This window comes from Candidatus Amarolinea dominans, assembly GCF_016704685.1.
In the GTDB taxonomy this organism is placed as follows: Bacteria; Chloroflexota; Anaerolineae; order SSC4; family Amarolineaceae; genus Amarolinea; species Amarolinea dominans.
In genome coordinates this window covers 126,620-139,910 of sequence record NZ_JADIZS010000004.1, presented here as the reverse complement: position 1 = coordinate 139,910, position 13,291 = coordinate 126,620, and the positions used below count along the sequence as shown (strand labels likewise).

General features: G+C 62.9%; 13 protein-coding genes and 1 pseudogene. All 14 read right to left on the bottom strand.

What is annotated here, in order from left to right:
• Positions 1-86: 86 nt before the first annotated feature.
• A complete protein-coding gene (locus IPF85_RS03845) occupies positions 87-308 on the bottom strand; it encodes a hypothetical protein (protein WP_343406740.1) in 222 nt (73 codons plus the stop codon).
• A complete protein-coding gene (locus IPF85_RS03840) occupies positions 259-453 on the bottom strand; it encodes a DUF2997 domain-containing protein (RefSeq protein WP_343406739.1) in 195 nt (64 codons plus the stop codon). The genes IPF85_RS03845 and IPF85_RS03840 overlap by 50 nt, the downstream gene beginning before the upstream one ends.
• 49 nt (positions 454-502) lie before the next feature.
• On the bottom strand, positions 503-880 hold the full coding sequence (locus tag IPF85_RS03835; protein WP_343406738.1) for a DUF1257 domain-containing protein: 378 nt from the start codon (positions 878-880) through the stop codon (positions 503-505).
• Positions 881-989: 109 nt separating this feature from the next.
• On the bottom strand, positions 990-1,781 hold the full coding sequence (locus tag IPF85_RS03830) for a radical SAM protein (RefSeq protein WP_343406737.1): 792 nt from the start codon (positions 1,779-1,781) through the stop codon (positions 990-992).
• Positions 1,765-2,121 (bottom strand): hypothetical protein, encoded by a 357-nt coding sequence (locus IPF85_RS03825; RefSeq protein WP_343406736.1) that lies wholly within the window; start codon positions 2,119-2,121, stop codon positions 1,765-1,767. The genes IPF85_RS03830 and IPF85_RS03825 overlap by 17 nt, the downstream gene beginning before the upstream one ends.
• Before the next feature lie 641 nt (positions 2,122-2,762).
• Positions 2,763-4,829 carry a hypothetical protein gene (locus IPF85_RS03820; RefSeq protein WP_343406735.1) on the bottom strand — a complete coding sequence of 689 codons (2,067 nt, stop codon included), beginning with the start codon at positions 4,827-4,829 and terminating at the stop codon, positions 2,763-2,765.
• Between the two features lie 79 nt (positions 4,830-4,908).
• Complete coding sequence (locus IPF85_RS03815) at positions 4,909-6,840, bottom strand: SNF2-related protein (RefSeq protein WP_343406734.1); 1,932 nt, start codon at positions 6,838-6,840, stop codon at positions 4,909-4,911.
• 20 nt (positions 6,841-6,860) lie between these two features.
• A complete protein-coding gene (locus IPF85_RS03810; RefSeq protein ID WP_343406733.1) occupies positions 6,861-8,366 on the bottom strand; it encodes an AAA family ATPase in 1,506 nt (501 codons plus the stop codon).
• Positions 8,367-8,574: 208 nt separating this feature from the next.
• Positions 8,575-8,676, bottom strand: a complete 102-nt coding sequence (locus IPF85_RS03805; protein ID WP_343406827.1) for a type I restriction enzyme endonuclease domain-containing protein — start codon at positions 8,674-8,676, stop codon at positions 8,575-8,577.
• Between the two features lie 11 nt (positions 8,677-8,687).
• Positions 8,688-9,419, bottom strand: a pseudogene (locus IPF85_RS03800) (type I restriction endonuclease); the annotation flags it as partial.
• A complete protein-coding gene (locus IPF85_RS03795) occupies positions 9,416-10,066 on the bottom strand; it encodes a four helix bundle suffix domain-containing protein (protein WP_343406732.1) in 651 nt (216 codons plus the stop codon). The gene IPF85_RS03795 and the pseudogene IPF85_RS03800, both read right to left, overlap by 4 nt.
• Positions 10,067-10,073: 7 nt before the next feature.
• Complete coding sequence (locus tag IPF85_RS03790) at positions 10,074-10,883, bottom strand: restriction endonuclease subunit S (protein WP_343406731.1); 810 nt, start codon at positions 10,881-10,883, stop codon at positions 10,074-10,076.
• Positions 10,884-10,995: 112 nt separating this feature from the next.
• Complete coding sequence (locus IPF85_RS03785) at positions 10,996-11,337, bottom strand: hypothetical protein (RefSeq protein WP_343406730.1); 342 nt, start codon at positions 11,335-11,337, stop codon at positions 10,996-10,998.
• A gap of 185 nt (positions 11,338-11,522) precedes the next feature.
• The gene (locus IPF85_RS03780; RefSeq protein WP_343406729.1) at positions 11,523-13,142 is read right to left on the bottom strand and encodes a class I SAM-dependent DNA methyltransferase; all 1,620 of its coding nucleotides are present in this window, start codon (positions 13,140-13,142) and stop codon (positions 11,523-11,525) included.
• Positions 13,143-13,291: the final 149 nt, after the last annotated feature.

Below are 13,291 nucleotides of genomic sequence, written 5' to 3'. Positions count from 1 at the left end.
GTTCCGCCACCTTAATTAGAAACCGGTCGAAACCGGTCGAAGCCGGTTGAAGCCGGTTGGCGGGACACTCGCCATTCACGGATGGGTCAGGGCTGAGTTGGAGCCAGCGCCTGGCCCAAGAGCCGCACCGGCGCCGTTGCCACGGCAGGGCCAATCTCGCAGGGCTGTACCTGCCCCAGTTCGACCATGAGATCGGCCAGCTCCACCGGCAAGTCCGCCACAATGATCTGACCATCAGCCGTCAGGTAGATCTCGGTCTCAGTGCTGAATGACAATGCCGGGGGCGCGGTCAGATTCGTAGTACTCACCAGTTTTCTTCTCCTGATCTACCCGACCCAGGATTTCCAGCAATTGGGAGATGCTCTCGCACTGCGCGCCTTTGATCCCCTGGATGGTGTATTCAATCCGTCCATCCGGCAGGATCGTGATGGCAATTTCCTGTTTCTTAGGCATAAGTCGCTCCCTTGTCTACAGTCGAAGGCAGAAGCCGGCTGTTGACCTGTCAGGCCCAGCGCCGCACAACCAGGCGAATCGCCTTGTTGCGATCGGTGGCTTCTTCTACCAGGCTGAATCCTGCCTTGCCCACTTCATTCAGAACCTTGTGATAGGCGTAGCGCTGATTCAACTGCTGCAAAGTCTCCTGCTGGCTGGAGAGGCCCATGTTGTCGCCCAGGATTTCGTACACGCCTTCATCATTGCGGCGCAGGCCGAAGCTGGTGAACATGCCGGCCGTGACAACCAGTTCGGCCGTGTGACTGGCGCCTGACCATTCGTGACGATAATTGGCGTCTTCCTGGTAGTTCAGTTTCAGGTCATCCAATGCGCGCTTGATCATCGTGAGATCGCGCAACTCCGTACGTATCTTGACGAACTTGGACATGATAAACCTCCGTTCGCAATCCTGCTTTCATTCGCTTCGTGGACTCACTTGGCCTCAGACAGTCAGCCTGAGCTGCAGCGCCTGGGCCAGGTTTTGGGCCTGCTCAATCTCAGCCGTGCTGAGGAACGCCGCCAGGCTGCCACGCCTGCGCCGGCGGGAAGTATTGGGTGAGCAGGCTCACCGTGACCTGGGGGACAGCGGTGGCAAGCCAGCGCAACACCGGTTCGGTGCAACAGTCGAAATGCCCGGGCATCAGCAGATGTCGAACCATCACCGGGCTGCGGGTCGCGACCCAGGCAATGGCGCCTGTCACCACGGCCCAATAGTCAGGCATACCGCCCAGTTCCAGGCCGCAGCGGTCATTGCCAAACTTCAAGTCGGGCAGATAGAGCGCCACAACGCCATCGAGCAGCGCCAGCGCCTCTGGCGTCTGGTAGAAATTCGAGTTCCAGACCACCGGCGGCGCGTTATTGGCATCATGGCCGAGCAGCGCCAGCGTTTCCAACACAAACGGCAAATGCGGCAGCGGGTCGCCGCCCACGAATTCGAGCGTGCGCGCCCCCTGCGCCACGCGTCGCCGCACGGCGGCCGCCAGTTGACCCGGCGTCGCTTCCACGCCGTACTGCGGTCGAAAGGCAAAGCGCGCCGCCGTGCAAAAAGTGCAGGTCGCCGTACAGCCGGAGAAGAACACTGCATGGGCCGGCCGGATGGCCTCTTCCTCGCCCATGTGCAGCATCTCACTGGCAATGAACGTGCGGGTATCAACCCGGCAGACCCCGCGGCCTGTGGCGCGGGTTTCACCACAGCGGTGCGGGCACAACTGGCAATTGTCAAGGTGCGTGCGTGCCTGCGCCGCCCGCGCGGTCAACGATGCGGAGTCGAGGCTAGGCGCCGTGCCCATTTCCACGTTTACCTGGCAACAGATCGGTCAAGCTCTCGGCTTCATAGGCAAATCGGTACCACTTCAGCAGTTCCTCTTCACTGGCAATGTTCATGATGGTATCATGCAATTCGTCTGGAATCGGCTGATCGCCAAAGCGCATGGACACCAGATAGAGCAGGCCCCGTTTCTCGCCTTCACTAATTCCCGCCGCGCGTCCTTTTTCAATGCCTTCTACGCGTCCTGCTGCGCGACCCTCTGCCTTCGCCTCGCGGATCATACGCTCACGTTCCTCTTGCTTCCACGCTGCAACGATGTCCTCTAACTCCTTCTCGATCCGTGGATCCGTACTTAGCATCATCTCTAACCTCCGTTGCTCAACTTCTGCTAACGGCAGATACTTATTGACACACATCGCCAGGACATTCTGGCGTGCCCGATTCGGCTCGTGTTATAGAATCCCCCGCGGCGTTTTTTCCCCCCGGGTTTTTTTTCCCCCCCCCCCCTCCCCCCCCCCCCCCCCCCCCCCCCCCCCCGGGGGGTTTTGTTCCCTTTCCCCCCACCCCCCCCCCACCCCCCCCCCCCCCCCCCAACAAAAAAAAACCCGTCCCCCCCCCCCCCCCCCCCCCCCCCCTTTCCCCCCCCCCGCCCCCCCCCCCCCCCGGGGGGGGGGGGGCCGCGGGGGGGGCCGCCCCCCCCCGGGGGGGACCCCCCCCCCGCCCCCCCGACCCCCCCCCCCCCCCCGCCCCCCCCCCCGCCCCCCCCCCTTCCGTTTTGGAGGAACGCCCCCCCCCCCCCCCCCCCCCCCCCCCCCCCCCCCCCCCCCCCCCCCCCCCCCCCCCCCAGACCCCCCCCCGGGGGGGGGCCCCCCCCCCCCCCCCCCCCCCCTTTCGGCGTCCCCCAAGGGCACCCGTGTCTTGATATCCGGGAAGAAAAGATCCAGGAATTCGGCCAGGAACGCCCGCAGAAGCGTCTTGAAAAATTGATCGTGTTCCATTCAGTTCATCCAAGAAGACGACGTCCCCACCTGATCAGCGATTCCAGCCCCTTGACATGAGATGTATGCACCACCTTGCCGTCGTGTCTCACGACGAGCGTCATTTGTCCCATCAGCCGCGTGCCGAAATAGACGGTGTGGGCGCGATTGCTGGCTGAACGCCAGGTGTAGGCCGTTGCCAGGGCTGCCACATCTGGATCGTGAGCCACCGGTTCCTGCGCCAGGTTGATCGGGTCCGCATCCTCCAACTGTTGACATGTGGCACAAACGTTGTTGTCCAGGTTGATACAATCGGGGCAATAAGCCATGTTGCACACGACACAGAACTTCTGGTGGGCATGACACACCGTGGCGCCGCAGACCGGACAGGCAAAGCTGTGGGCAACGCATACGGTCTTTCCATCCATGTGGCAGCGGTCGCTGTGACGCTGACAGTGCAACCGCCCACACAGGCTGCACCGTTCCCGGTGATCTGCACAGACCATTGTACCACATTCTGCGCAACCTTGCAGACATGAAGTACACTGTGTGACGCCGCACACCGCGCAGGTCGTCAGCGAGGCGGTTTTCATGCCGCAGTGCGGGCAGGGCGCCACGCAGCGTTTGCACACCGCGCCCCCGTTGACCGGATCCGCCAGCAGATGGGGTCGGCAGAAGACCTTGCCGCAGGCATAGCAGGAATCGGTGCAACCCCGGCAGAAAACCTGGCCGCAGAAGTCGCAGAGGGCCGTCTGCGCGCTGGGGCGCTGACAGTGAGGGCAGGTGAGCGCGCAATTGGCGCAGAGCAGCGTTCCCGGCGCGAGATAATCGGCTACCAGGTGAGTCTTGCACTGCTGCACCCCGCACTGCGCGCAGGTGTCCTGGCAGGCAAAGCAGGTGGTCTCCTGGCAAATGGGACAGCGCGCTGTGTGTTCCTGACACGCCCACTGACCGCAGGCCGGGCAGGTGACGGCGCAGTCCTGGCAGAGCAATTCCTTGCAAACGGTACAGCCCTGCACGCCGCATTCCAGGCAGATGTCTCTGGCGCAGGCGTGGCAATGGGTCAGGCAGGCGGGGCAACTGACATGCTCGTGCGCGCAAACGCCTACCACGGCCGTCTCTGTATCGCAGGCATGACAGACAGGCAGGGTCAACTTGCCGGTGTAGATGTTACGCGTCAGCGGCAGCTTCAGTGTGGTGTCGCCCGCCCGGCTGCGCAAGCTCAGGCTCTGTTCCCACGTGGGCTGCGCCACCTGCGCCAGGCTGAACAGCGTCACCGCCACGCGCAGCCGATGATTCTCAAGCTCTTCCGCAATTTTGCGTTGCAAATCGGAGCGTAGCGCCTGGCGCTGATTGGCGGCATAGTCGGGATCATCGCCGCGCTCCTGGATCTCCAGCGCCTGCTGTTCATAGTAGTTGACCAGGCGTGAGAGGATGGCATGTAAGCGCGGCAAAATGTCCTGCTCGACCTCACCGCACTGCTGATCGGCATGAAAGAGCGCCAACTTCTGTGCCTGCTGCGCCAATTCGATCAGCCCTTCCATCTTGGGCGCGGTTACCTCAGCGCCGGCCCGCGCCGCTTGCGCCAACAGATCGCCCATGTTGGGCACCGGGTTGCCATCCTCGTCCAGCGCCACCGAGAAGACCTCCTCGCGCTTGTCATCCGCCCGGTAACTGATGTGAAAATTGAACTGAAACAGGTAGCGCCAGCCGTTCTTGCCCGCGCTGTGGGTCAGGTCGCAAGCCGAAAGGGTCAGTTCGCCGGGCAGGCGGCTCACTGCCAGCTCAGGGAAATGGGTTGGCAGCGTTTCGCGCGCCATCGAACCGTGATTGGCGATGTAGGTCATCATGCGGTCGAACACACGGCTGCCATAGGCTACCAGGTCATGATAGGGCGACAGCTCTGCGGTCGAAAAAACCAGGCTAAGGGTTGGCTTATCGAAATGAGCCGCCAGGTCTGGCGTCAACTCCACCGTCAAGGCGGTGCTGCCATTGGTCTGCACGGTGGCGCCAAACAGGCGGAAGAACTCCAGCGCGAGTTGGCGCAGAGGTGAATCGGCCGGGGTTTGGGTGGTTGCCTTCTTGCGTGCCATCAGCTTGAGCGATCCAGCGGAAATTCCAGGGGCCGCGCAGGGTCGCGGCCGGGCAGGTTGCGCGGCGTCGTCTGCATCCTCAGTTCTCCAACCAGGTGTTGAGGAGATCGTTCGATTGTCGAATGTGGTCGAACTCGCGGCGGGCGCGATCAATCGCGCTGCCAATCGCGCCCATGCGTGTGGTCAGATCATTCTCGCTGCGGCTGCCTTGCCAGGCCTCGCGCACCAGGTCCTCGAAGCTCTTGCGGGCGTCGAGCGTGCCCAGGATCAGGTCCAGCTCGCCGATGACCAGCTCGAACATGCGAATCTTGTAGGCCAGCAGGTCGAGGATGTGCGATTCGACCGTTTCGTTGCTGGACAGGTTGAAAATACTGACCTCGTGCCGTTGACCCAGGCGGTGCAGGCGACCGATACGCTGCTCGACGCGCATCGGGTTCCAGGGCAGGTCATAGTTGATGAGTTGATGGCAAAATTGCAGATTGCGCCCCTCGGCTCCCGATTCGGTGCTGACCAGCACGCGCGCGTCTTTCGCGAAGGCGCGCACCGCGTCCTCTTTCTGAAAAACGTTCATGCCGCCATGAAATGCCACGGTGGCAATGTCCCAGGCGCGCAACTGACTGACGATCTGCTCCAGCGTGTGCCGATACTCAGTAAAGATCAGGAACTTGCCCGGAAAGCGCCCCAGGATCTCGCGCACGGCGCTCAGCTTGCGACTCTCGCCAATGGACTGCGCCAGGGCCAGGAACGCGGCCAGGCGCCGGCGCGTCGCCTCCGGATATTGGGTGTCGGCTACCAGCTTTTGCAGGGTGCCGGCCACCGCCTGCGGGCTGCTGCACAGCTCGCGCTGCAACGTGAGCAGCACCAGGCGCAGGTGTTTGCTATTGCCTACCTGCTCGAATTCATCGCGAATGTACTGCGTGACCTGCCGGTACAGATTGAGTTCAGGCTCGGAGAGGTTCAGATGATAGACGGCCGCGCGGCGGGCGGGCAGATGCACGGTCACTTTGCTGCGCTGATTGCGGATCATGACATCGTTGAGCAGGCGTCGCAGCGCCGGCGCGTTGCGGGGCTGGCGCCCATCGCTTTGATCGAAATACTGGCGCCGGAAACCGCGCACCGTGCCCAGGTGCCCCGGTGACAGAATCGTCACCAGGCTGTACAGCTCGGTCAGGTCGTTCTGCACCGGCGTGGCGGTCAGCATCAGCACATAGCGCTTGCGAATCTGGTTGACAAACCGCCAGGCCACCGTGCTGCGATTCTTCAGCTTGTGCGCTTCATCCACAATCAGCAGGTCGTAGTCACGTTTCAGCAGATGCTCGGCGCGGTTGGCCTGCTTGGCCGTGTCCAGGGAAACGATCCAACGCCCCGCGCTGGCGCCTGCCACCGCGGCCCAGTCGGCCGCGGCATCGAGGACCGTGAATGGCTCGCGGAACTTGCTCTCCAACTCCTCGCGCCATTGCTCGGTGAGCGACGCCGGCGTCAGCACCAGGATGGTCTGCGCCAGCCCGCGCTCGATCAACTCCTTCATGATGATGCCGGCTTCGATGGTCTTGCCCAGGCCGACCTCATCGGCCAGCAGGGCGCGGCCGCGCATGTCGCGCAGGGCGCGGCGGGCTGTGTCCAACTGATGATCGTAGTGATCCACCGCGATATCTTCCAGGCAGATCAACTCATCGAAGCCACGCGACAGGTGCAGCATCTCGGCGCGCAGGCGTAAGTGAAACAGATCGAGGCCGGCCGGCTCCTGCTGGCGCAGGAAGCGCGCCATGTCTCTGTGTCCTTCGATGACGCGCGGACGCAACTGCACGCCGAGCGCCTCGATGGCGCTGACCAACTGCGTCTGGCGGTTGTAGCGATGCCCGCAGCGGAAACATTCCAGCGCGGTCTCTTCATCGAGCCAGCCGCACGCCGGGCAGCGCTTACCCAAAACCACGTCATCGGCCGAGGAGCGGCGCTTCTTGGGGGCCTGCACTTCAGCCGGAATCTCCAGCCATTCGAATCGTTCAAGCATAAAATTTGTTCATCGCTCGTCTAAAACAGCCGGGTTTGGGATGACGCCGGCCGCGCCCGGTGCTTGGCCCAGGTGCGCAGTGCGTTGACCGTCTCTTCCATCATTTGTGACAGCGGGATCGTCTCGGCCAGCACGCTGACCATGTCGTCCGTCGCCAGCGGCCGGCCCTGATCGAAGGCCTCGTACAGGCCCGCCACCACGGCCTGCTCGATCTCCGCGCCGCTCAGGCCTTCGCTCGACATCGCCAGGGTTGAGATATCGAACTGCTGCGGATCGCGGTTGCGCTTGCGCAGATGGATGCGGAAGATGTCCTCACGCTCTGAAGTCATGGGCAAATCTACGAAGAAAATCTCATCGAAGCGCCCCTTGCGCACCAATTCGGGCGGCAGTTGATCCACCAGGTTGGCGGTGGCAACGACAAAAACCGGCGCCTTCTTTTCTTGCAGCCAGGTGACGAAGCTGCCAAAGACACGCGCCGCGGTGCCGGCATCGCTCACGTTGGAACTGCCGACGCCAGAAAAGCCCTTCTCGATCTCGTCCACCCAGAGCAGGCACGGCGCAATGGATTCGGCCACGCGGATGGCGGTGCGCAGGTTTTCTTCGGACGAACCGACCAGGCTGGCAAAGAGGCGTCCCACATCCAGGCGCAGCAGCGGCAGGCGCCAGGCGTTGGCTACAGCCTTGGCCATCAGCGACTTGCCAGAGCCTTGCACGCCCACCAGCAGGATGCCACGCGGCTCCGGCAGGCCAAACGCGCGCGCCTCGGCTGAGAAGGCGCGCACCCGCTTACGCAGCCATTCTTTGAGCACATCCAGGCCGCCCACATCGGTCAGCGTCTCCGAGGTGTCGTAAAACTCCAGCAAGCCCGACTTGCGGATGATCTGCTTCTTCTCGGCCGTCACCGCCTCCGCGGCGTGACCATCCAGGCGGCCGCCGGCCATGATGACGGCTTTGGCCAGCGCCTTTTCGGCTTCGGACAAGGTCAGCCCCAGGGCCGCTTTGGCCAGGCGCTCGCGCTCGCGCCGGTCGAGCTGGATACGCGCCTTGCCGTCAGCCTCCAGCGTCTGCACCGCGCGCTCATACAGGTCAGCCAACTCGGCTTCATTGGGCAGGCTGAAGTCAATGACCGTGATCTCTTTTTCCAGCTCCGGCGGGATGCGCAGCACCGGCGAGAGCAGAATCACGGTGCGATGGCCCTTCTGCAGGGCCTGGGCCAGGTCGCGCAGCTTGCGCACGATCTCATGATTCTCAAAAAATGGGTGAAAGTCGCGCAAAATGACCAGCGTCGGGGTGTTGTCCTCCATGATGCTGTTGAGCGCCACGAGTGGATCACGTTTGGCCGGATCCTTGCGGCCGCTGGCCTGGTTGACGAAGCCCTCCGTACACGACCAGGCAATCACCTGCTTGCGCGTCTTGGATTCATCGGCCAGCTTCTGGATTTCGGCCAGCGCGCGTTCCTCTTCCGCTGTCACCACGTACAACAGCGGATAGCGGGCACGAATGTAAATATCGAGTTCCTGGCGCATCGAATCCTTGTCCTCGCCTACGTCTTCTGACTTGCGAGCCCAAGTATACCACAGAACCTTTGCCATTGCGCAGTCGGTTAAGCCCGTGGTGGAAGAAGCCGCCGCCGCGGCGGTTGTAGAACAAGGGCGAGAGCTGACCGTGGCGCACCTGGATCATGATCCGCCATCGCGTCCGCATGCCCATGTTAGGCCGCCTGCTCGGGGTGTTTCATGCGACCGCCCAGCCTTCGGAGAGCACTTCCGCCTGCTCCAGCACTGTCTGCGTCGCCTTCTCCTGCTTGTCCGGCGGGTAGCCGTACTTGCGTAAGATGCGCTTGACGTACGGTTTTCGAAGTGCTCCACCAGGTCGCGCGCGATAAGCTTGATGCGATTCTCAGAGCCGACCACGGCCTCAAGCTGCGCCCACCGGGTCTTGAGCTTCTCTTTGCGCTCGACTTCTTCGCCTTCCGTCGCCTCTTCAAACTCGGGGTCTATCTTCGGGCGCTCCGAATCCTTCAGCTTGAGCTGCGCGAGCCGGCCCTCGTAGTAGATGGGCACCGTGGCGCCATCCACGACGGCGCGCTGGATGTCGTAGACGCTGATGTAGTCGCCGAAGACGGCGCGCGTGTTGGCGTCGGTCTTCTCGATCGGCGTCCCGGTGAAGCCGATGAACGAGGCGTGGGGCAAAGCGTCGTTGTTGTTCGGCGCATCGAAGTCAATGGCCCCGGCCTGCGCCCCGGCAAGCGAGCCGTCCTTGCGGCGGTACTCGACCGTGATCCCATTGACCAGCATCCGGTGCAGGGCACGGTTACGCTCCACGAGCGACGACGCGTCGCTGCGGGTGAGCTTGCGGTAGGCATCCTCCAGGGCATCGTATGGCAGGTCCGGATTCAACTGGAAAAGCGCCTGGCGCAGCCGCCCATCGAGCACCACGTCGCGGTAGGCCGGATCGCTGCGCTCCGCGCCCGGCTCGCCGGCCGCGATGGCCGGGCCGTGCAGCACCGCATAGCCCAGTGCTTCGAGCCAGGCAAGGGCCGCGTCCTCCACGATGGATTCAGTGAAGCCGTGGCTCATGGGCTCCGCCTTCTGTCTTGGCGGACTCGATAGAGCCGCTCCGTAAAGCCGCCCTCTGTTTCGAAGGCGGCGGCCTGCGCGGCGATTTGGCGGTCCAGGAGGGCGGTGGCCACAGAAATAAGGGTCAGGACTGCATTGGCTGCTATTTCTGGGTAGGCGCTGTTGGTGGACTGTGTAGACTGTGTGGACAGCTCAGATGAGATCGGTGCGCTGCGTCCACCCTGTCCACTGCGTCCACTGAGATCCCGGTCATGTATCTCTTTTACCCAGCGCGCAACGTCATCAGCCGTACGACACCGCCGATCAATCAGAGCCTGCCGCCTCGGATCGCTTCGTTCCCACAGCGGTAGCCCCCGCTGCCGCAGGAAATCCTCATAGTCCAGCCGCAGCTCCTCGAGGCTGGCGCGCGCCACGTTGGTCAGCTTCAACTCCATCTTCTTCGATGTGCCCGACACCTGACTGCCCTCGGCGATGTTCTGCACCCCCGAACGCGCGGCCTGCACCATCTGGTCGTGGGTGCGGCTCTTCTTGTCAATGTAGCGGTCGCAGAAACGCACGGTCACGTCGTAGGCCAACTGCGCGACCTGGAAGCTCTTCAGGTTGCGGTAGCCGCCGTGCTTGGGGATGAGAGTTTCGGGTTCGGTCATGGTGTACCTATCCTTGTTCGGCTCGCACAAATCGTTCGGCATCCCCCACTCGCACCTCCCCGGAGATGAGCTTCGGCAGTAGCGCATCGCGCAGCGCGGCGAGGGTGCGAGACTCCTCGTTCCCGCAGTTCACACAACGCGCAAGCTCGCCTGCGAAGCGTTCAAAGTGTCCGAATAATTCTGCAGGCGGAAGAACCTGGTTGCTCATGGTCGCGAGATTTCGATTGAGCCCTGGCACCGCTGAGTCAGCCCCAAGCGAAGCAAGATCATGGGTTCGGAGCATGTGAAACAGAAACTCCAGGCTCTGGCAACTCGCCTTGGGCAAGACATAGAAGGTCGTGTCGATAGGGAAGAAGTCGGTCGCAACCCATGTTGCGATCCCGGGGTTTCCCTTTCTGCCAACAACGATTCCAGGTCCGACCACGAGCCGGGCGTTGTGCCAACCCACTTGACCGTTCGAGCCATAGACCGGCACGTCTCCCTCCTGCCTATCCTCTGCCTTGAGCGCCTTTCCGTAAGCCAGTTCCAGTAAGTCGCCGAGTTTCTTGACCTCCCACCCCTTCGGAATCTCCCCCAGCTCCGAGTCTTCGAAGGAATCCGGGAACAGGTCGGCGAGGGGCTTGGGCATGCCGGGGTCGCGGCCGGCGGCCTTGGCGCGCACAGGGTCGAAGTCCACGAACCAGGATTGGAAGAGCGCCCGCGCCATCGCCTCCAGTGTCTCGTTCATGCGCCGGTTCAACTCGATCTTGTCGTCCAGCGTGCCCAGGATGTGGGCGATGGCGCGTTGTTCGGGGAGGGGTGGAAGCGTGATATGCATACGGCGTTGGTCCGTCAAGCTGACGTAATCGGCCATATCTGTCTGGCTAGCGACCCCTCTGAACTGGATGAAAACTCGCGGCCTGACATCCAGAATGAGAGGAAAGCGAGGGTCAATCAGTTGACGATCCACCGAGCGCCAAAAAACACAACTGCGGTGAATAAACGAACCTTGGCGTATCCGAACTCACGAACCCAAAGCGGCCAACCGTACCCTTTGATGTGAATACGACATCACCCGGCTGACTTACCTTGTTGCCGACAAGACGAAGGTTTTCTTCCGGAAAGTAGTCCGCGTCTTTAAAGAAAAACCCAGCATTGATGTTGCTGACTCGAGCGAAGGGTAGACCAGAACTTGTTAGTTCAGAATTCTTTGCCCGGTAGCCGTCGCCGACCACAAGCGCCCCACTTTCGATGAGCGTGGCTACTTGGTATCGCTTCCACTCACCCGCCATACGCAAGCTCCTCCAAGTCAACGATGACGCGCATAGGACTGCTCTGTGAGGCAACGATATGCCGATGACGTCGGCATATTCGGGCGATATGCCGATGAAATACCGATTTTGCCGGCATATCTCTGCGAGTAAAATGGTCTCTCATGCCTTCAAGACCTCCAAGAGCGCCGGATGCCGGTACATCGTTATTTCGATAGACCATAGCCCAACTCCTTGAGATTGGCGGCGATGGCAGCATCGAGCTTCGCAGCCTCGGTCTGCTGCTCGTGCAGCGTCGCAGCGAGCCGCGCCATCTTCTCCTCGAATAGCTCGCCGTCGTCCTCGGCCGCCTCCGCGCCGACATACCGTCCCGGCGTGAGGACGTGCCCGTGCTTGCGGATGTCGTCGAGCCGCGCGGCCATGCAGAAACCGGGCACATCGGTGTACGCGCCCGCGCCTTTATCCCCGCGCCAGGCGTGGTACGCGCCGGCGATCCTGGCGAGGTCGGCGTCGCTCAGCTCGCGGTGCGTGCGGTCCACCAGCGTGCCCAGCTTGCGCGCGTCGATGAAGAGCGTCTCGCCGCGCCGGTCGCGCACCTCACCCCCGACCCCTCTCCCGCCGGGAGAGGGGAGGTGGCGCTTGTCTCGGCGCAAAAACCAGAGGCAGACCGGGATCTGCGTCGAGTAGAAGAGCTGGCCCGGCAGCGCCACCATGCAGTCCACCAGGTCGGCCTCGATGATGGCCTTGCGGATCTCACCCTCGCCCGACTGGTTGGACGACATCGAGCCGTTGGCGAGCACGAAGCCGGCAAGCCCCGTGGGCGCGAGGTGGTGGATGAAGTGCTGCACCCAGGCGTAGTTGGCGTTGCCCGCGGGCGGTGCGCCGTAGACCCAGCGCTTGTCGTCTTTGAGGAGCTCGCCGCGCCAGTCGCTGTCGTTGAAGGGCGGATTGGCCAGCACATAGTCGGCCTTGAGATCGGGGTGCGCGTCACGGTGGAAGGTATCGCCGTGCGCGATCTGTGCATCAATGCCGCGGATGGCGAGGTTCATCTTGGCCAGGCGCCAGGTGGTGTAGTTGGACTCCTGGCCGTAGATGGAGATGTCGCCGATCCTGCCGCTGTGCGCTTCGATGAACTTCTCGCTGCTGACGAACATGCCGCCGGAGCCGCAGCAAGGGTCGTAGACGCGGCCTTTGTAGGGCGCCAGCATCTCGACCAGCACGCGCACCACGCTGGAGGGCGTGTAGAACTGCCCGCCGCTCTTGCCCTCGGCGCTGGCGAAGCGTGCCAGGAAGTACTCGTAGACGCGGCCGAGCGTGTCCTTGGCGCGGTCGGCCCTCACCCCTGGCCCCTCTCCCGCGGGGAGAGGGGAGTTGAAGGCGATGTCGCTCACCAGGTTGATGATCTGGCCCAGCCGCTGCTTGTCGAGGCCGGCGCGGCCGAAATCCTTCGGCAGCACACCCTTGAGCGACGGATTGTCGCGTTCGATCGCGGCCATCGCGTCATCAACCAGCGTGCCGATGGTGGGCTGCGGCGCGCTGGCCTTCAGGTGCTGCCAGCGCGCCTCCCTGGGAACCCAGAAGATGCTGGCGGCGCGGTACTCGTCGCGGTCTTCGGGATCCGCACCCTCGGCGCGCTGCGCATCCAGTTCCGTATGCTTCGCCTCGAACGCGTCGGAGATGTACTTGAGGAAGATGAGGCCCAGGACGACGTGCTTGTACTCGGCCGCATCCATGTTGTTGCGCAGCGCGTCCGCGGCGGCCCAGAGCTTCGCTTCGAAGCCGAGGTTGGCGCCGGTATCGTTGGTTTTGTCCTTCGTGATTGCCATGGAGTTCCTGATCGCGTCATGCAGTGGATCGATAGGTCGTGCAGGCCGCTAACGGCGTGTGTCAGGCGTGGGGGCGGCTGTCGCCTGAACTTTGATTTTGCGACTTATTAGCCTCCGTCGCCTGCACGCAGGGTTGGGCGGCGACGCAA

Excerpts from the sequence above, each read along its gene's own strand:
- IPF85_RS03840 (WP_343406739.1), bottom strand. The coding sequence starts at position 453 with ATGCCTAAGAAACAGGAAATTGCCATCACGATCCTGCCGGATGGACGG.
- IPF85_RS03820 (WP_343406735.1), bottom strand. The coding sequence starts at position 4,829 with ATGGCACGCAAGAAGGCAACCACCCAAACCCCGGCCGATTCACCTCTG.
- IPF85_RS03810 (WP_343406733.1), bottom strand. The coding sequence starts at position 8,366 with ATGCGCCAGGAACTCGATATTTACATTCGTGCCCGCTATCCGCTGTTG.
- IPF85_RS03835 (WP_343406738.1), bottom strand. The coding sequence starts at position 880 with ATGTCCAAGTTCGTCAAGATACGTACGGAGTTGCGCGATCTCACGATG.
- IPF85_RS03830 (WP_343406737.1), bottom strand. The coding sequence starts at position 1,781 with ATGGGCACGGCGCCTAGCCTCGACTCCGCATCGTTGACCGCGCGGGCG.
- IPF85_RS03815 (WP_343406734.1), bottom strand. The coding sequence starts at position 6,840 with ATGCTTGAACGATTCGAATGGCTGGAGATTCCGGCTGAAGTGCAGGCC.
- IPF85_RS03780 (WP_343406729.1), bottom strand. The coding sequence starts at position 13,142 with ATGGCAATCACGAAGGACAAAACCAACGATACCGGCGCCAACCTCGGC.
- IPF85_RS03790 (WP_343406731.1), bottom strand. The coding sequence starts at position 10,883 with ATGCATATCACGCTTCCACCCCTCCCCGAACAACGCGCCATCGCCCAC.
- IPF85_RS03785 (WP_343406730.1), bottom strand. The coding sequence starts at position 11,337 with ATGGCGGGTGAGTGGAAGCGATACCAAGTAGCCACGCTCATCGAAAGT.
- IPF85_RS03825 (WP_343406736.1), bottom strand. The coding sequence starts at position 2,121 with ATGATGCTAAGTACGGATCCACGGATCGAGAAGGAGTTAGAGGACATC.
- IPF85_RS03795 (WP_343406732.1), bottom strand. The coding sequence starts at position 10,066 with ATGACCGAACCCGAAACTCTCATCCCCAAGCACGGCGGCTACCGCAAC.